The sequence below is a fragment of the Azotosporobacter soli genome (assembly GCF_030542965.1).
Taxonomy (GTDB): Bacteria; Bacillota; Negativicutes; order SG130; family SG130; genus Azotosporobacter; species Azotosporobacter soli.
In genome coordinates this window covers 348,255-366,042 of record NZ_JAUAOA010000002.1, presented here as the reverse complement: position 1 = coordinate 366,042, position 17,788 = coordinate 348,255, and the positions used below count along the sequence as shown (strand labels likewise).

18 protein-coding genes are annotated in these 17,788 nt (G+C 53.1%); all 18 read left to right on the top strand.

The genetic code is table 11. The features are described 5' to 3' along the window. Positions 1–15 precede the first annotated feature (15 nt). The 18 genes from fabZ (at position 16) to QTL79_RS03590 (ending at position 17,334) form a co-directional block, all read left to right on the top strand. Positions 16–450, top strand: coding sequence for a 3-hydroxyacyl-ACP dehydratase FabZ (fabZ, locus tag QTL79_RS03675; RefSeq protein WP_346353587.1), 435 nt, complete (start codon positions 16–18; stop codon positions 448–450). 154 nt (positions 451–604) lie between these two features. Further along, complete coding sequence (gene lpxA / locus QTL79_RS03670; RefSeq protein ID WP_346353586.1) at positions 605–1,426, top strand: acyl-ACP--UDP-N-acetylglucosamine O-acyltransferase; 822 nt, start codon at positions 605–607, stop codon at positions 1,424–1,426. Between the two features lie 12 nt (positions 1,427–1,438). Continuing rightward, a complete protein-coding gene (locus QTL79_RS03665; RefSeq protein WP_346353585.1) occupies positions 1,439–2,251 on the top strand; it encodes an LpxI family protein in 813 nt (270 codons plus the stop codon). 147 nt (positions 2,252–2,398) lie between these two features. Continuing rightward, positions 2,399–3,529, top strand: a complete 1,131-nt coding sequence (gene lpxB / locus QTL79_RS03660; RefSeq protein ID WP_346353584.1) for a lipid-A-disaccharide synthase — start codon at positions 2,399–2,401, stop codon at positions 3,527–3,529. A gap of 12 nt (positions 3,530–3,541) precedes the next feature. Further along, the gene (msbA, locus tag QTL79_RS03655; RefSeq protein ID WP_346353583.1) at positions 3,542–5,278 is read left to right on the top strand and encodes a lipid A export permease/ATP-binding protein MsbA; all 1,737 of its coding nucleotides are present in this window, start codon (positions 3,542–3,544) and stop codon (positions 5,276–5,278) included. Between the two features lie 24 nt (positions 5,279–5,302). Continuing rightward, a complete protein-coding gene (locus tag QTL79_RS03650; protein WP_346353582.1) occupies positions 5,303–6,601 on the top strand; it encodes a 3-deoxy-D-manno-octulosonic acid transferase in 1,299 nt (432 codons plus the stop codon). A gap of 25 nt (positions 6,602–6,626) precedes the next feature. Continuing rightward, positions 6,627–7,784 carry a tetraacyldisaccharide 4'-kinase gene (gene lpxK, locus QTL79_RS03645; RefSeq protein WP_346353581.1) on the top strand — a complete coding sequence of 386 codons (1,158 nt, stop codon included), beginning with the start codon at positions 6,627–6,629 and terminating at the stop codon, positions 7,782–7,784. 2 nt (positions 7,785–7,786) lie between these two features. Then, positions 7,787–8,515, top strand: coding sequence for a 3-deoxy-manno-octulosonate cytidylyltransferase (gene kdsB / locus QTL79_RS03640; protein WP_346353580.1), 729 nt, complete (start codon positions 7,787–7,789; stop codon positions 8,513–8,515). A gap of 155 nt (positions 8,516–8,670) precedes the next feature. Beyond that, positions 8,671–9,495, top strand: a complete 825-nt coding sequence (kdsA, locus tag QTL79_RS03635; RefSeq protein ID WP_346353579.1) for a 3-deoxy-8-phosphooctulonate synthase — start codon at positions 8,671–8,673, stop codon at positions 9,493–9,495. A gap of 142 nt (positions 9,496–9,637) precedes the next feature. Further along, a complete protein-coding gene (locus QTL79_RS03630; RefSeq protein WP_346353578.1) occupies positions 9,638–10,606 on the top strand; it encodes a KpsF/GutQ family sugar-phosphate isomerase in 969 nt (322 codons plus the stop codon). 1 nt (position 10,607) lies between these two features. Then, a complete protein-coding gene (locus QTL79_RS03625) occupies positions 10,608–11,150 on the top strand; it encodes a KdsC family phosphatase (RefSeq protein WP_346353577.1) in 543 nt (180 codons plus the stop codon). Between the two features lie 68 nt (positions 11,151–11,218). Further along, complete coding sequence (locus QTL79_RS03620; protein ID WP_346353576.1) at positions 11,219–12,121, top strand: lysophospholipid acyltransferase family protein; 903 nt, start codon at positions 11,219–11,221, stop codon at positions 12,119–12,121. After that, positions 12,108–12,659 (top strand): LPS export ABC transporter periplasmic protein LptC, encoded by a 552-nt coding sequence (gene lptC / locus QTL79_RS03615; RefSeq protein ID WP_346353575.1) that lies wholly within the window; start codon positions 12,108–12,110, stop codon positions 12,657–12,659. The genes QTL79_RS03620 and lptC overlap by 14 nt, the downstream gene beginning before the upstream one ends. Next, positions 12,656–13,372 carry an LptA/OstA family protein gene (locus QTL79_RS03610; RefSeq protein WP_346353574.1) on the top strand — a complete coding sequence of 239 codons (717 nt, stop codon included), beginning with the start codon at positions 12,656–12,658 and terminating at the stop codon, positions 13,370–13,372. Before lptC ends, QTL79_RS03610 begins: the two co-directional genes overlap by 4 nt. A 215-nt stretch (positions 13,373–13,587) precedes the next feature. Further along, positions 13,588–14,307, top strand: coding sequence for an LPS export ABC transporter ATP-binding protein (lptB, locus tag QTL79_RS03605; RefSeq protein WP_346353573.1), 720 nt, complete (start codon positions 13,588–13,590; stop codon positions 14,305–14,307). Positions 14,308–14,317: 10 nt separating this feature from the next. Then, a complete protein-coding gene (locus tag QTL79_RS03600; protein WP_346353572.1) occupies positions 14,318–15,406 on the top strand; it encodes an LptF/LptG family permease in 1,089 nt (362 codons plus the stop codon). A gap of 245 nt (positions 15,407–15,651) precedes the next feature. Continuing rightward, positions 15,652–16,911 carry a DUF3084 domain-containing protein gene (locus QTL79_RS03595; protein ID WP_346353571.1) on the top strand — a complete coding sequence of 420 codons (1,260 nt, stop codon included), beginning with the start codon at positions 15,652–15,654 and terminating at the stop codon, positions 16,909–16,911. Then, positions 16,912–17,334 carry a RuvC family protein gene (locus QTL79_RS03590; RefSeq protein ID WP_346353570.1) on the top strand — a complete coding sequence of 141 codons (423 nt, stop codon included), beginning with the start codon at positions 16,912–16,914 and terminating at the stop codon, positions 17,332–17,334. The last annotated feature ends 454 nt before the right edge of the window (positions 17,335–17,788 follow it).

The window sequence follows — 17,788 nt, the reverse complement described above, 5'->3', positions numbered from 1 at the left end:
ACAGGAGTGAGGCCAATGTTGTCAGTAACAGAAATTCAAGAAATACTCCCCCACCGCTATCCTTTTTTGCTGGTGGATCGAATTGTTGAACTGGAACCGCTCAAGCGGGCGGTTGGCATAAAGAACGTCACTGCGAATGAACAATTTTTCCAAGGGCATTTTCCCGGACACCCGGTCATGCCGGGCGTACTGCTGCTCGAAGCGATGGCGCAGGTTGGCGGCGTCGCGATGCTGTATCCGGATGAAAATCGCGGCAAACTGGCTTTGTTTGCCGGCATTGATAATGCGAAGTTTCGTCGTCCTGTCGTGCCTGGCGACCAGGTGCGCATGGTAGCGGAAGTGACCAAACTGAAAGGCGCAATCGGAAAAGTGTTTGCGCAGGCCTTCGTAGAAGATCAATTGGCTGCCCAAGGTGAGTTTTTGTTCGCTTTGGCGACAAAAAAAGAGTAAATAGGCGGATTGTTGCTTTAAAATTAAGAAAAGCAGAGTTATTGTGATGAGAAGCGAATTTTTGACGCAATTTATCTTGTCAGAGTTAGACTATATAGTCGGACTATAATAGGTAGATGTGAATAGATATGTAGTATGAGGAGATGAAGAGCAGATGAAACCGGAAAAGGTTGTGGTAACTCTGCGTAAGATACATGAGACGGCAGTAATTCATCCGGGCGCCCGTTTGGGGAAAGATGTTGAAATCGGACCGTACGCAGTGATTGGTGAAAATGTCGTGATTGGTGATGAAACAAAGATCAGCGCACATGTCGTGATCGAAGGCTGGACCAGTATCGGCAAAAATTGTGTGATCTATCCGGGTGCCACGATTGGCGCGGATCCGCAGGATTTGAAATTCGCCGGCGAAAAGAGCTATGTTTTTATCGGCGATCATACCAAGATTAGAGAGTGCGCCACCGTGAACCGGGCGACCGGCGAAGGCGAAGAGACCCGCATCGGTTCTCACTGCCTGATGATGGCCTATACGCATGTGGCGCACAATTGCGTTGTCGGCAACCATGTCATCATGTCCAACGCGGCGACGCTGGCGGGGCATGTTGTATTGGAAGACCGCGCGGTTATCGGCGGTTTGGCCGGCGTGCATCAGTTCGTTAAAATTGGTCGCAACGCGATGATTGGCGGAGCGTCCAAAGTGGTTCAAGATGTGCCGCCGTTTATCATTGTTGATGGTCGTCCGGCAAGAGTCGCTGGACTGAATAACGTTGGCATGTCGCGCTCCGGCATGAATGAGGCGGCGCGTCGCAGCATGAAGAAAGCCTACCGGATTTTGTACCGTTCCGGCCTCAGACTGCAGGAAGCGATCGCGATGATGGAACAGGAACTGGATTCTTGCGAGGAAGTGGAACATTTTTTACGTTTTTTACGCAACGCGGAGCGGGGGATTTGTCGCGGCCGCAGAGACGGTGAAGAATAAGGAGACTGCTGAATGCTAAACATAGGATTATTGGCCGGAGTCGGTCGACTGCCGGTTGAATTTACCAAGGCGGCGCAGGGGATGGGAGCGAAGGTCGTTGCGGTCGGCGTCGTGCCGGGCGTGGATGCGGAACTGGCGCAAGCGGCGCATGCGTTTGCGGCAATCGGCGTCGGACAGCTGCGCCAGATTATTGATTATCTGAAGCTGAACCAGGTCACGCAAGTGACGATGCTGGGTAAAGTCACGAAGGAATTGATGTTTTCCGGCGGCGTGGCGCTGGATCAGGAGATGCAGGCATTGCTTGCCCTGCTGCCCGATCATAATGACGATACGATCATGTTGGGCTTTGTGAAACGACTGGCGATGGAAGGGATTGGCGTTCTTGACCAAACGGCGCTGCTTAAGCCGTTGATGCCCGAAGCGGGCGTATTGACCGAGCGTCAGCCGAGCAAAGTAGAACGGGCCGATATGACTTATGGTTTTCGTATGGCCAAGGCGATTGGCGGACTCGACATCGGACAGACTGTTGTCGTCAAGGACGCGGCAGTCTTAGCGGTGGAAGCGATTGAAGGAACCGATGCCTGTATCCGGCGCGGCGGTAGTCTGGGCCGCGGTGAGGTGACGGTCGTCAAGGTGGCGAAGCCTCAGCAGGACAATCGGTTCGACATACCGGCAATCGGTCCGGCGACGCTAAAGGCGATGATCGAAGCGGGCGCTAAGAGCTTGGCAATGGAGGCCGGACATACCCTGTTGGTAGACCGGTCTACAGTACTGAGGCTGGCGGCGGAAAATGATATAACGATTGTTGCGATGAATGAGCAATAACAAGACGGCAGGTTGCAAACCTGCCTTCTGTTTCTTCTAGAGGGAGAACGGCTCATGGCAGGACGGGCGGGGCGGCTTTGAGCTTCGGGCTCCGAGTCACGAGCCAATAGCCGTTCTGCTAACAGCCAACAAAAAGAGGTGAAATCGATGAAAATAATGATCTCGGTCGGTGAAGCGTCAGGTGACTTGCATGGCGCCAGCGTAGCGGCCGCGCTGAAAGAACTGCAGCCGACAGCCGAATTGTTCGGCATGGGCGGAAGCGCGATGGCGCAGGCTGGCGTTGAAATTTTATATGACATCGCGGAGCTTGGCGTTATGGGCCTGGTAGAAGTGCTGCGTAATCTGCCGAAACTGTTTCGCGTGCGCGATCTTTTGAAACAGGCGATGCAGAAACGGCGACCGGATGTATTGGTCGTCATCGATTATCCCGGTTTTAACGTGCGCTTGGCGAAGATTGCCAAAAAGCTTGGCATTCCGGTTGTTTTCTACATCAGCCCATCGGTGTGGGCCTGGGGCGCCGGTCGAGCGAAAGAAGTTGCGGAAGTGGCGTCGCGCGTTGCGGCGATTTTTCCTTTTGAAGCGGAGGCTTATCGCAAGGCGGGTGCGAAGGTGACCTTTGTCGGTCATCCGCTGCTTGATATTGTAAAAGCGGAGCAGAGTCGTGCAGAGTTGCGCGCCGCATATGGCGTTGGCGATCAGGAAGAGGCTATTTTATTATTGCCCGGCAGCCGCAAGCAGGAAATTGAAAAGCTTTTGCCGTCGATGTTGCAAGCCGCCGAAGAGCTGCAGCGGCGACGCGGGAATTGCCGCTTCTTTTTGCCGGTGGCGACGACGATTCCGCGCGCCATGATTGAACGACAATTGCAAGAACATCGTCTTGCCGTGACTTTGACAGACGGGCGTACTTATGATTTAATGAAGATGGCCGATGCTGCGGTTGCGGCTTCGGGAACGGTTACATTGGAAGCGGCGCTGCTTGGTTTGCCGTGTGTTGTGATCTATAAGATGGCGGCCATCACGTATTGGTTGGGGAAACGCCTGGTGCGAATTCCCCATATTAGTCTGCCTAATATTGTGGCCGGGCGCAAAGTGATCCCGGAATTATTGCAGGAACAGGTTTGCGGACCCGTTATTGCGCAGGAAATAGGCGCCATGCTGGAACCGGAAAACCGGCAACGCTTGGCGCAGGATATGGCCGACGTCAGGCGTAGGCTGGGCGAACCGGGCGCCGTCAGGCGCGTGGCGGAGGAAATAGTAGCAGTGGCCGAAGGCCGCTGATGGAGGATCGATATGGCAACCTATCTGCGTTTATTGGCATATATTAGACCGTATTATTTGCGTTTGGCCGTTGCCATCGTTTGCATCATCATGGCCGCCGGAGCGAATCTCTATGTTCCCTGGATTTTGAAGGATGTTATTGACAAGGTTTTGGTCAGTAAGGATATGAGTACGTTAAATACGATTGCGATCGGCATTATCGTAGTCTTTTTCTTTCGCGGCATTTTCTTTTACGGACAGACCTATCTGATGTCCTACATTGGTCAAAAAGTGATTATTGATCTACGGGAAAAGTTATATCGTCACTTGCAAAGTTTGTCGTTGTCTTTTTATGAACAACGCCAGACTGGAGAATTGATGAGCTACGTGACGAACGATGTGGCTGCGGTACAGGGCGGCATTGTCGACAACATGATCGAGTTGGTTACCGAGGGTTCGATCTTAATCGGGTCGTTGGTCTTTATGTTTTATTTGGATTGGAAGCTGTCGCTATTGACGCTGATTACACTGCCGCTGATCGCGCAGGCGATCAAGGTGTTTGGCGGCAAACTGCGCAACTCGAGCCGCAAGGTGCAGGAGCGGGCTGCCGATATTACCTCGGTTTTGCAGGAAAGTATTTCGGCGATCCGGGTCATCAAATCGTTTGCACGGGAAGACTTTGCGATCAGCCGTTTTAACACGGAAAATTACCATAATTTCCGTGCCAACATGAAAAATTCGCAGATCATGGCGACGCTAACGCCGGTCATCGAATTTCTCGCTGCGATCGGCGTGACGATTATTATTTGGTACGGCGGCAAAGAAGTGATCGAGAATCGTCTGACGACCGGTGAGATGATTGCGTTTTTAACCTATGTCGTGAATCTTTCGAACCCGATCAAGCGTTTGAGCCGAGTATACGGCAACATTCAACGCGCGTTGGCGGCGGCTGACCGTGTTTTTTCCATCCTTGATACGCAGCCGGAGATTGAAGACGCGCCGGATGCAGCCGTACTGCCGGACGCCATTGGCGAAGTAGCCTTTCATGATTTGACTTTCGCGTATCAGACCGGCGAAGCGGCGATTTGTAACTTGAATCTGGCGGCACAGGCAGGGCAAATGGTTGCGATTGTCGGACCAAGCGGCGCAGGCAAGACGACGCTGGTCAATCTGATCCCGCGTTTTTACGATCCTACGGGTGGCTGTGTTAAGATTGACGGGGTTGATATCCGTACCGTGACGGTAGCCTCCCTGCGCGAACAGATTGGCATTGTACCGCAAGAGACGGTGCTCTTCAACGGCACCGTCTATGAAAATATCTTATACGGGCGTCTCGATGCGCAGGAAGCGGAAGTCATTGCAGCCGCCAAGGCGGCAAATGCGCATGAGTTTATCAGTGAAATGACGGACGGCTATCAGACGCAGATTGGCGAACGCGGCTCTAAGTTGTCGGGCGGACAGCGGCAGCGCATTTCGATCGCGCGGGCTATCTTGAAAAATCCGCGCATTCTGATTTTGGATGAAGCGACCTCGGCGCTCGATACGGAAAGTGAAAAACTCGTACAGGAGGCGCTCGATAAACTAATGATCGGCCGAACGTCTTTTGTCATCGCGCATCGCTTGTCTACGGTGCAGCGGGCCGATCAAATCGTCGTCATGGAAAAAGGGCGACTGGTGGAAAAAGGAACGCACGAGGAACTGTTGGCAGCCGGGGGACTCTATACGAATCTGCATCAGGTGCAGTTTAAAGCGCAGAGCGAAGAAAAATAAGACAATAACGGGGTAAGGTACAGAATGCATATTTTATATAATCTGCTGGTCAGCATGTTGTTGCTCGTATCCATCCCGGTCTTGTTATTCCGGTTGTTTCGGGAAACAGGCTTTGGGCGGCGTTTGAAGCAAAGTTTTGGTTTTTTGCCGGAGGAGGATTTGACGCCGGTTGCCGGTAAACAATGCATTTGGCTGCATGCGGCATCGGTGGGCGAAATCGTCGCAGCCAGTCCGATCGTCAAGGAAATACGCCGTCAGTTTCCGGCGCGCCCGATTCTTGTTTCCGTCGTCACGGCCAGCGGCTATGCGATGGCCAAGCGAATCGTTCCGGCGGACAGTATTGTTTTCTTTCCGCTGGATCTGCCGTGGCTGAGCCGTCGGGTGGTGAAAGCGATTTTGCCGGCTGCCTTTTTATTGGTCGAGACGGAATTGTGGCCGAACTTTCTTTACAGTGTGCGGCAACAAAACATCCCGGTGCTGATGGTCAATGGCCGAATCAGCGATCGAAGCGTCGGACGCTATCGCTATTTGGGCGGTTTGCTGCAGCAGATGCTCGATACGGTAGACCGGTTTTGCATGCAGTCGACGATTGATGCGCAATATATCATCCGCCTGGGCGCCGATCCGCGTAAAGTATTCGTGACGGGCAATACAAAATTTGATCAAACGTATACCGAAGCGTTGCCGGAAGAAAAACTGGCATTGGAACAGGAGTTGGGTCTCGATACGGTCGGACCGGTCGTGGTGGCGGGCAGCACCCATAAAGGCGAAGAAGAACTGCTACTGAAGGCTTTCTATCAGGTGAAAAAAGAATTCCCGCATGCCGGAATCATTTTAGCGCCGCGCGATATCATGCGCGCTGGTGAAGTGGTGCAAATGGCGCGTGAAATGGGTTTTAGCGCGGATAAACGAACCGTATTGACGAAAGACCGGGTTGTCGACGTCGTCGTGCTCGATACGATCGGAGAGTTGGGTAAAGTATACAGTCTCGGTGAAATCGTTTATGTCGGCGGCAGTCTGGTTTCGCACGGCGGGCATAATATCCTGGAACCGGCGGCGCATGGCAAACCGATTCTTGTCGGACCGCACATGTTTAATTTTAAAGACAGTTATGCGCTCTTTTCCGGACGCAAGGCCTGCGTCACCGTCTATGACGGCGGCGAGCTGGCGCAGCGAATGCTCGAACTTTTGAAGGATTCGGCGCTGCGCGAAACGATGGCGGCGGAAACGCTGAAGATCATCGGCGAAAACCGCGGCGCGGCGAGTAAAAGCGTCGAGCACCTGCAAGAAATAATGGAAGCCAAGGAAGGCAAAAATTCCTAAATCTACAAACAAAGGCGGAACCTTGATGCGCCAGATGGAAGCGATAAAAAATTATCTATATCAATTGGTACATGGTGAACAGACAGGCCCGGGAGCGAAAATGCTGCTGGGAATTTTGCATGGCATGTCCGTATTGTACGCCTGGAGCGTAAGCCTGGCGCTGTGCTTATATCGGATTGGTTTTTTTAAACGGCATCGCCTCGCCTGCAAGGTGATCAGTCTGGGAAATATCACGGTGGGCGGAACCGGCAAGACGCCGACGGCGCAGCGTTTGGCTTCGATTATTCGTGACCTCGGCTATCGCGTCGTCATTTTGAATCGCGGTTATCGTGCGGGTTGGAAAGGCAATGTCGGCGTCGTTTCGGACGGGCGCAAGATCTACATGTCAGTCAGCGAAGCGGGCGACGAAGCGTATCTACTGGCCAAAAGTTTGCCGGGCGTACCGGTGATTATCGGTCGTAACCGCACCGAGACCGGTGAATACGCGGTGGCGCGTTTTAATGCGGACGTCATCATTCTCGATGATGCGTATCAGCACTGGCAACTGGAACGCGATCTGGACATTGTGCTGATTGACGCGTTAAATGTATTCGGCAACAATTATATTTTGCCGCGCGGCACGTTGCGCGAACCGCTCGAGAATCTGGACCGCGCGCAGGTGTTTTTACTGACGAAGGTCGATCAGTCAAGCGACGATGCGCGCGGCCATATTAGAGAAATTGCGACACAATACAATCCGGCGGCGCTGGTGGTCGAAAGCGTACATAAACCGAAGTGCTTCGTCGAAGTGGCCGATTGGTATGGTGATTTCCGCAATAACCCGGTCGACCTGGCTGCGATTAAAGATAAGACGGTGATGGCTTTTTCCGGCATCGGCAATCCGTCTTCCTTTGAACAGACGATCACCGATATCGGAGCGAAGGAAGTCTGTGCGATCCGTTACCCGGATCATCATGTCTATACGATGGCGGAAATGCAGTATATTATGGAGCAGGCTGTGGACAAAGGCGCCACCGCATTAATTACAACGGAAAAGGATGCGGTTAAGATTCCGGCGGAATTCATCCACTCGCAGCGTCCGCTGCCGGTTTACGTGCTTGGCATTGAGGTTCGCTTCATGGAAGGCTATGCAGAATTCATGACGATGATTGGCCGGATGGCTGAAGATAAGAAAAGAGGCTGAAGATGAAAATTCTTTGCGTGATTCCGGCGCGCTACGCATCGACGCGCTTGCCGGGAAAACCGCTGGCGGACATCGCCGGCAAACCGATGATTCAACACGTCTACGAGCGAGCTTCTTTGGCAGATACGCCGGATGAAGTGCTGGTCGCGACCGATCATCCGTTGGTGGAAGCGGCGGTAAAAAAGTTTGGCGGACGAGTCGTGATGACTGCGCCCGATCATCCGACCGGTACGGACCGCTTGGCCGAAGTGCTGGCAGGACGCAGCGACATTGATATCGTGATTAATGTTCAGGGCGATGAACCTTTATTGGCGCCGGAGATTATTGACGCGTTGGCTGACGCGTTTCATAAGGAACCGCAATTGAATATGGCAACGATGAAGACTCGGATGGCGGAAGACGAATATGATAATCCGAATGCGGTAAAAGTCGTTACCGATCAGAATGACTACGCTCTGTACTTTTCCCGCTCGGTACTGCCGTACCCGCGGAACAAGACAGGGCAACCTGTTTATAAACACGTCGGCGTCTATGCGTACCGGCGCGAATTTCTACTGCGCTATGCTGCACTGCCGCCGACGCCGCTCGAACAGACCGAATCGCTCGAACAATTGCGCGCGCTCGAGAACGGCTACCGCATCAAAGTGCTGACGACCGAGGCAAAATTCATCGGCGTCGATACGCCGGAAGACCTGGCGGCGGTAAATGCATTGCTGCAGGATAATCGATAGCATGACGGGATTTTCAACACGAAGAAGGGAAGAGAAAATAAAGAAAGGAAGAAGTTCTTTTTTATACGAATAAAATCTTTTCCTCTTTCGTTTTTCGATTCTTCGTGTTGAATCCGCTTTGACTTAGTAAATTACAGGAAAAAGGAAGTGTCGCAATGAATACTGTAAATATTGGACCGATTACCGTCGGCGGCAAGAATCCGATTGCGCTGATCGCCGGACCTTGCGTGATTGAAGGCATGGAACGCACACTGCGCATTGGCCGGGAAATCAAGGCGATCGCCGCTAAATTGGGCGTGCCTTATATATTCAAAGCCTCCTTTGATAAAGCGAACCGATCCTCGTACCAATCTTTTCGCGGACCGGGCCTGGAAGAAGGGCTGCGTATTTTGGCGGCGATTAAGCAGGAACTTCAGGTGCCGATCGTCAGCGACATTCATGAAGTGACGCAGATTGACGCGGCAAAAGAAGTGCTTGATATTTTGCAAATTCCGGCTTTTCTCTGCCGTCAAACCGATTTGGTCCATCAGGCAGCGCTGACAGGCAAGGTCGTCAATGTGAAAAAGGGTCAGTTCCTGGCACCGTGGGATATGAAAAATGTCGTGGACAAGATCCGCGAAGCGGGCAATGAAAACATTCTCCTGACCGAACGCGGTGCGAGCTTTGGCTATAACAACCTGGTCACCGACATGCGCTCGCTGGCTATCATGCGTGGTTTGGGTTATCCGGTGGTTTTTGACGCGACGCATTGCGTGCAGCTACCCGGCGGCGCAGGAACCACCTCGAGCGGTCAGCGCGAATTCGTTCCCTATCTAACGAGGGCTGCGGTCGCTACGGGCATCGATGTGCTCTTTACCGAAGTGCACGACAATCCGCCGGAGGCCTTGTCTGACGGTCCGAACATGCTCTATATCGAGCAACTGGAAGAACTGCTTAAAGATGTCCAGGCTATCGACGCCGTTGCGCGCAAGCATAAATAGGGATGGGGATGTTTTAACACGAAGAAAGGAAGAAAAAAGAAAGAGCGGAAGGAATTTTAAAATCTAAATTTCTTCGTGTCTTTCAATTTTTCGCGCCTTCGTGTTGAAACCTGACACACAATTGAGAAGGAGGTTTTTCCTAATGATACTGGAACAGGCGAGGAACGTATTGGAAATGGAAGCGAAGGCGATCTTGGACCTGATCCCCACGCTGAACGGGCAGTTCAGTGAGGCGGTCAAGATGATGCTTGCCTGCAACGGGCGCGTCGTCGTCACCGGGATGGGAAAGTCCGGCCATATCGGCAAGAAGATTGCCGCAACCCTGGCCAGTACCGGAACGCCGTCCTTTTTTCTCCATCCGGCGGAAGGGATTCACGGCGATTTGGGCATGGTGACCAGCGAAGATGTCGTACTGGCAATCTCCTACAGCGGCGAGACGCAGGAAGTCGTCAGTATTTTCCCGGCTTTGCGCCGGATCGGTGCAAAGATCATCGTGATCTGCGGCAGGCTGGACTCGACGATGGGGCGCAATGCCGACATCGTACTGGAAGTGGCGATCGAAAAAGAAGCCTGTCCGCTCGGACTGGCTCCGACCAGCAGCACGACCGCGACGCTTGCGATGGGAGACGCGCTCGCGGTAGTGCTGCTTTCGGAGCGAAAATTCACGTCGCAGGATTTTGCCCTATTTCATCCTGGCGGTGCACTCGGACGCAAACTGCTGCTCACCGTGGAAAACGTGATGCATGGCGGTGAGAGCAATCCATTGATTACGCAGGACAAGACGGTGAAGGAAGCGCTGTTCGTCATAACCGGCAAAGGACTCGGCGCGACCTCGGTCGTTGACGAAACGGGACGTTTGTTGGGCCTGATCACCGACGGCGATATACGGCGCGGTTTGGAAAAAGGACACGGTTTCCTCGATGAAAACGTCACAACGCTGATGACGAAGACGCCGAAGACGATCAGTCAGGAAAAACTGGCGGCGCAGGCGCTTCATATCATGGAAAAGAACCAGCCGCGCCCGATCACGGTGCTGCCGGTGGTGGACCAGGACGGCAAGGCGATCGGCCTCTTGCACTTGACGGATTTACTTAGACAAGGAGTGGTGTAAAATGGATAGACGCGAACGGGTTAGACGGATACGGATGCTGGTCATGGATGTGGACGGCGTTTTGACGGACGGTCGGATTTTTATCGGCGCAAGCGGCGAAGTCTTCAAGGCGTTTAACAGCCAGGACGGACTGGGCTTAGCGGCCGCTGGCAAAGCCGGCTTGAAGACCGCGATCATTACCGGACGGCAAAGTGAGATTGTCGCGAAACGGGCCGCGGAATTGTCAATCTCAATCGTTCGTCAGGGCTGCAGCGATAAGGCGGCGGCGCTTGAGGAAATCGCGCAGGAATGCAAAATTCCCTTGGCGGAAATCGCCTATATCGGCGATGACTTAAATGACTTGCCCGCGGTTCACCGGGCCGGACTTGCCTGCGCAGTCTCGAATGCCGCGCTCGAAGTCAAGGATGTCGCGCACTATGTCACGGTCAAGGCTGGTGGGCATGGCGCCGTCAGAGAAGTCGTCGAACTGATCTTGAAAGCGCAGAACAAATGGGAGAACATCGTCAACGACTATCAGCAAAGCCAAAGCGAAGCCGGTCAGTAATGCGGACGGGAAGGTTAGGCGATAAATAGCGGCAACGCAGGGGAAAACATGGTAAGGAGGCCCGATTTGTGGGGCAATGGCAATATCATTTTTTGAAAATGGCAAGCAGACTGGTTTGTCTCTTGCCTTATACATGGGTCTTGGCGATAGGGGCACAAGTCGGAAAATTATACTATCGCATCGCGAAAAAACAGCGCGAGCGCGCTTTGCGTCAGATTCAAGAACGGATGGATTTGTCGCCGCAGGCGGCGCAGGCGATCATTGCTTCTCTGTGCGCCAAACTGGGACAGACCGTCATGGAGGTTCTTTATATCCCGGCGTTGACGCCGGAATTCATTGCGAAACATATCACGATTGAGAACCGTCATTATTTGGACGAGGCATTGGCCGAGGGGCACGGCGTCGTTTTTCTGACCGGGCATATGGGAAACTGGGAATGGCTTGGCGCTGTGATGTCGATCATCGGTTTTCCGATGACCAGCGTCATCCGGCGGCAGGAAAACGATCAGGTGACACGTTTTTTGAATGAAAACCGCCAGTGGAGCGGTATTGAGATTTTTGCAAAAGGCACCAACGAGATGCTGGGGGCGATGCGAGCGCTGAAGCAGAAGAAGATTCTCGGTCTGGTCGCCGACCAGGATGCCGGAGTGGACGGACAGTTCGTGGAGTTTTTTGCCTGTCCGGCTTCGACGCCGAGCGGTCCGGCGGTATTCGCCAGACGTTTCAAAGCGCCGGTCGTGTCGGTCTTCATCGTGCGCAAGCCAGGCGGAGGACACCGCGTGTTGGTGCAGCCGCCGTTATATTTCGTGGAGCAGGACGGAGAAGAAGCGGATTTGCTGCGCCTTACGCAGGAGATGACCACGCTGACAGAACAAGTGATCCGCGAATTTCCCGACGAATGGTTGTGGTTTCAAAAACGCTGGGCGACGCGGCCTGCGTCGACACAGGAGGAAAAGAATGAAAAAAGCTAACTGGCTGATTGGCTGCGCGATCGTCTTACTTTTGGCCTGGGGCATCTATTATTTTCTCAGGCCGGAAGCGCCGGCTGCGGAAAAAGAAGCGTTGCCGTCTAAGGCGCCGACCTTTCTGACTTACGAAGGCAATACGATCTCCGAAGAGAAAGACGGACGAAAAATCTGGCAGGTCACGGCGGAGACGATTGAGATCGATGTCGACAGCAGCAATTTGCGCGTGAAAAACGTCAAAGCGACCTTTTTTCAGGAGAATGGCACGCAGATCGTGCTTACCGCGCCAGAGGGAAACATGGATCATAACAGCAAAGATATCGCGCTAAAAGGATCCGTGCACGCGGTAACCAGCGACGGTGCGACATTCACCGCGCAGGAAGCCAACTGGCAAGCGAAGGACGGGCTCTTTACGGCAACAGGACAAGTTAAACTGACGCGTGAAGACACAGTCGTGACTGGCGATCGTTTGGATACGGACGGAAAACTGGAAAAAATAAAAGTCCAGGGCAATGCCCACGTGGTAAAAGGGGGAGCAAAATGAGAAGACAGTGGAAAAGCGCGCTACTTGCGGTTTGTTTGCTGATTGGCTTATCGGGCGGCGCAGCGGCAGCGGGCAATGAGCCGATTGACTTGGTTGCCGATACGATTGAATACGACTCGGTGCGCGGCGTCATGATCGCGACTGGCAATGTCAAGCTGGTGCAAGGAAAATCGATGATGACCGGCGCGCAGGCCGAATATAACGTCAAAACGCAGGAAACGTACATTCATGGCGGCGTTAAAGTTGTCAAAGAAGATGCCACGTTAATTGCGGAAGAAGTACGCGGCTATGATAATAATCACCTGATTGCGGCAGGGCAGCCGATTTTGACGAAAGGTGAAAACCGGCTTGCCGGACCAAAAATTGATTACTATGCTGACAAAGGCTATGCGCTGGTCGAAGGCTGGGCGCGAATGGACACCGCTGACGGCGTGATTACCGGCAATCGGTTGGAAGCGTTTACACAAGAAGAACGTGTCGTCATTGACGGCAACGTCCATGTCGTCAGCGAGACGCGCAAACTCGATGCCGTTTCCGACCATGCGGTCTATTACGGTAAAAAAGGCGAAGGCCGCGCCGTATTGACCGGCAATGCCAGAGCGATACAGGACGGCAACACGCTGACCGGCAACAGCCTGACGATCTACATGGATGACAAGGCGATGGATGCGCAAGGTCGCAGCAAGCTCGTCGTGATACCGAAGGACGAGTAGGGGCGGGAAATAGCTCATAGTACATGGCAAACGGCTCATGGTATAATGCCTGACGAGCCACGAGCCACGAGCCACGAGCCACGAGCCACGAGCCACGAGCCACGAGCCACGAGCCACGAGCCACGAGCCACGAGCCACGAGCCACGAGCCACGAGCCACGAGCCACGAGCCACGAGCCACGAGCCAAAATACTGAATTAAATGAGGAATACAGGTATGTATATAGAAACCCTTGAACTGGTAAAGACATATAAAGGGCGCAATGTGGTCGACGGCGTCAGCCTGCGGGTTAACCGCGGCGAGATCGTCGGCTTGCTTGGGCCGAATGGCGCGGGCAAGACGACCAGCTTTTACATGATCGTCGGCTTGGAGCAGCCGAACCAGGGGCGCATCATCATCAATGATGAAGACGTCACGCAAATGCCAATGTACAAGCGTTCGCGCTTTGGCATCGGCTACTTGCCGCAGGAACCTTCGGTCTTTCGCAAACTTTCCGTCGAGGATAACCTGATGGCGATCCTTGAAACGACCGACATGCCGTTGGCCGCACGGCGCACTAAAGTAGAGAGTCTGCTCGACGAATTTCACATCGCGCATGTGAGAAAACGCCTGGGCTCGCAACTGTCGGGCGGCGAGCGTAGACGTCTTGAGATCGCACGTTCTCTAGCCACAGACCCCTATTTCATTTTGCTTGACGAACCGTTTGCCGGCGTCGATCCGATTGCGGTGGCTGACATTCAGGCGATCATTGCCTACTTGAAACAGCGCGGCATCGGCGTATTGATTACCGACCACAATGTGCGCGAGACCTTGAGCATTGTTGATCGGGCCTATATCTTGAACGAAGGAAAGATCCTCATCGAAGGCGACGCCGAAACGATCGCCAGCAGCGAGATTGCCAAGAAATTTTATCTAGGGGAAAACTTTAGCTTGTAGGAGAACAGCGATGCGCATATTGGACAAATATATTGTCAAAGAATTATTAGGCCCGTTCCTCTTCGGAATTTGCGCCTTTTCCAGCGTTTTTATCGGTACTAGTACTTTGTTTCGTATTGCACAGTATGTGACCAAATACGGAGCGGAACTCGGCGCGGTCATCAAATTATTCGTCTACAGCCTGCCGAGCATCATCGTCCTGACGTTTCCGATGTCGATGCTCTTAGCTTCACTGTTAGCATTCGGCCGTCTTTCTGGTTCGAACGAAATTACCGCGATGCGCTCCGGCGGCATCAGTTTTTTTCGTTTGGCTGCGCCGGTCTTCGCGGTGGCGTTCGCGGTCAGCGTCTTTTCGGTCTTTTTCAGTGAAAACGTCGTGCCGCAGTCGAATGCGGCCTATAATGATATTGTGCGCAACCAGATTGAACACAATACAACGCCAAAATCGCAGGAACACATTGTGATCAAAGATGTGCGTGGCGGTGAGATTCAGCGTTTAACCTATGCGAAAAAATATGAGGAAGAGACCAGTACGATGTATGCGGTGTCGATGCAGGAATTTGACAGGGACCGTCTGGTTCGCGTCGAAAGCGCAGAGCGCGCCATCTGGCAGGATAATCATTGGACGATGTACAACGGCGTGATTCATGACATGGATTCGCTCGGCACGATTAACCGGACGTTAGTGTTTGACAAGCAAAATATGCCGGTCGATAAAACGCCGGCTGCGATTTCGCGCGAGCAGAAGAAACCGGAAGAGATGACGATTCGCGAATTGAAACAGCACATCCAGGTGCTGAAGAGCGAATACGTCAAGGCAGATACGCAGGAGGTCGAGCTGCACCAACGGCTGGCCATTCCGATGGCGTCGTTCGTTTTCGCGCTGATCGGTACGCCGCTCGGTCTGCAGCCGAACCGTTCGAGCTCTTCGATCGGTCTTGGCCTCAGCGTCGTCATTATTTTTGCCTACTACACGATCATGACGGTGACGACCGCGCTCGGTCAGGGGGGCGCGGTTCCCGCGCCGCTGGCGGCCTGGCTGCCGAATATCATCGGTGTTTCGATCGGTGCCTGGTTGGTGCGTAAGGCGGCACGCTAAAATAAGAATATCGAGAAGGCAACAGGAAAACGCAAAGGTCGTGCAGAATCTATTCTGTATCCTTTGCGTTTTTTATATGGGAGTGATTTTTAAACCACAAAGACGCGAAGTTCAAAAAGAAGGACTAAAGAGTTTATGCGGACGGTTTCAGCCTCCTAGGACGACAGAGGGGATCTAACGGTTGCTGTTTCTTTGTGATCTTGGTGTTTGAAAAAATATTTTTGCGGCAAGGAAGGACGGATTGGATGGAAGGAATCGTATTGATTGCTGTACTGGCTTTGACCGGCGGCGCTATCGCATATATCGGAGATCGCTTGGGGACGCGAATTGGCAAGCGTAAGCTTACGGTACTCGGCCTGCGACCGCGCCATACCTCGACGCTGATCACGATTGTCAGCGGTTTTCTGATCGTTGCCGCGACGATGGGCGCGCTGACGATTGTCTCGCAGGATGTCAGGACGGCATTGTTCGGGATGGAAAAACTGAAAACGGAACTGGCCGGTCTTAGTCAGGATGTGGCGTTAAAAAACAAAGAGCTGGAAAAAAGCCATGCCGAACTCAAGGCCAAAAGCGAAGAATATGCCTTGATGACCGCCAAAGTGCAGGAGACCAGCGATAAGCTGAAGGCAGTCAGCGGTGAACTACAGACGGTACAGGAACAGCGAAATCGCATCGAAAAAGAACTGGCTGCGGTGCAGGCCGAGTATCAGGCCGCGAAGATTAGTTATGAGAAAGCGCAGGCGGATATGGCCGCGCTGCGTGCGGAGAAAGCGGAACTGGACGGCAAAGTCGAGTCGCTTACGCAGACAAGAGATAAACTGCAGGGCGACGTGACGCAGCTGCAAAACCTGACGGAAAAACTGCGCCAGGGAATGAAGAACGTACGCGAAGGGATGATCGTTTTCCGCTCAGGAGAACTTCTGGCCAGTGCGGTGATCGACAGTGCGACCGGTCAGGACGAGGCGGAACAGAATCTGCGCCAGATGCTGTTTAATACGAACCGGGATCTGCAGCAGAAGTTCGAGATCAGCAAACCGGATACGGAAGTGCTCTGGGTTTCGCAGGGAGAATTCGACAGGGTCAGCAAGTCGATGCGTGAAACACCCGCTTCGTATGTCGTCAGGATTGTGGCGGCTGGCAATATCGTCTACGGCGAACCGGTGGTCGCCGGATTCGATCTGCATCCAAACCTTCTCATCTACCGCGGCGGCAGCACCGTATACAGTCAGCTGATCCATGTCAGCCAGGAACGGGACTATTCCGAAGCCTTGATGTTCTTTTTGCGCCAGCTCAATGTCGACGCGGTCAAACAGGGCGTGCTGCCCGAACCGCTGCGCGGCACGGTTGGCGTGATGGACGGGATGATGTTCTATGATACCGTTGCGCAAATGAAGCAGGCGGCGAACGGCGGCAGCGCCACCCTGCGCATCAGCGCGACCGCGGAAGGCGACGTCCACACGGCGGGGCCGCTGCGTTTGAAGTTGAAGGTGGAGAGGGTGAACTAGGTGGGCGAGGAGTTGCTGCTCGCGATCGATCCGGGACGGGAAAAGTGTGGCGTTGCTCTCCTGACAATGGCGGGAAGCGTTTTGCAACAGGAGGTCGTGGCGCGTACGGCGCTTGGCGACTGGCTGCGGCAGTGCCGTCTGCGCTATAGTGTCGATTTGGCCGTCATCGGCCATCGTACCGCCAGCGGCTCAATTCGCACTCTTGCCGAAGAGGCTGGATATCGGGTTGAACTGATCAATGAAGACTTTTCCACGGAACAGGCCAGGCAGCGCTACTGGCAGGCACACCCGCCGCAAGGTTGGCGCAGCCTGCTGCCGCAGGGCCTGCTCGTGCCGCCGAAACCGGTCGACGATTATGTGGCGGTGATTTTGGGCGAACGGTTTTTAAGCAAAGAAAAAGGCGAGTATGTTAAAAATACGTAAAACTAGTTATGAAAAAAAGGTTTTTCACAAATAAAGAAAGAATATAGAACACCGTGAGTGAATATAGTATACACTATACGCCGCGGTGTTTTATTATTGGCCCTACTAAAGAAAAATCAAAGAAAGCTGCGTTATAGTAAATTCGTTATGCAAGCGATGCTGCGTTGTCATCACGAAAACGGATCGCTGGCGAACAAAACTTCGAATGAAAAAAATGCAGGAATTTGACGAAATAAGGCGAATAATAAAAATCGTTGCAATTGTAAGAAAAATTTAACGTTGGTCTGTAGCTGAAGAAGACGGCACGGAAAGAGAGGGGGTGTACCTTAGGTACCGGAAGTTTGTCTTCGAAGTAGGCTTATGGATATGGGTATGCTGTAGTAAGAGAAGCGAAAAGGAAACATGGAAACTTTTCAGCGACCTTCTTAGGCAGCCCGAAAAAAATAAAAACACC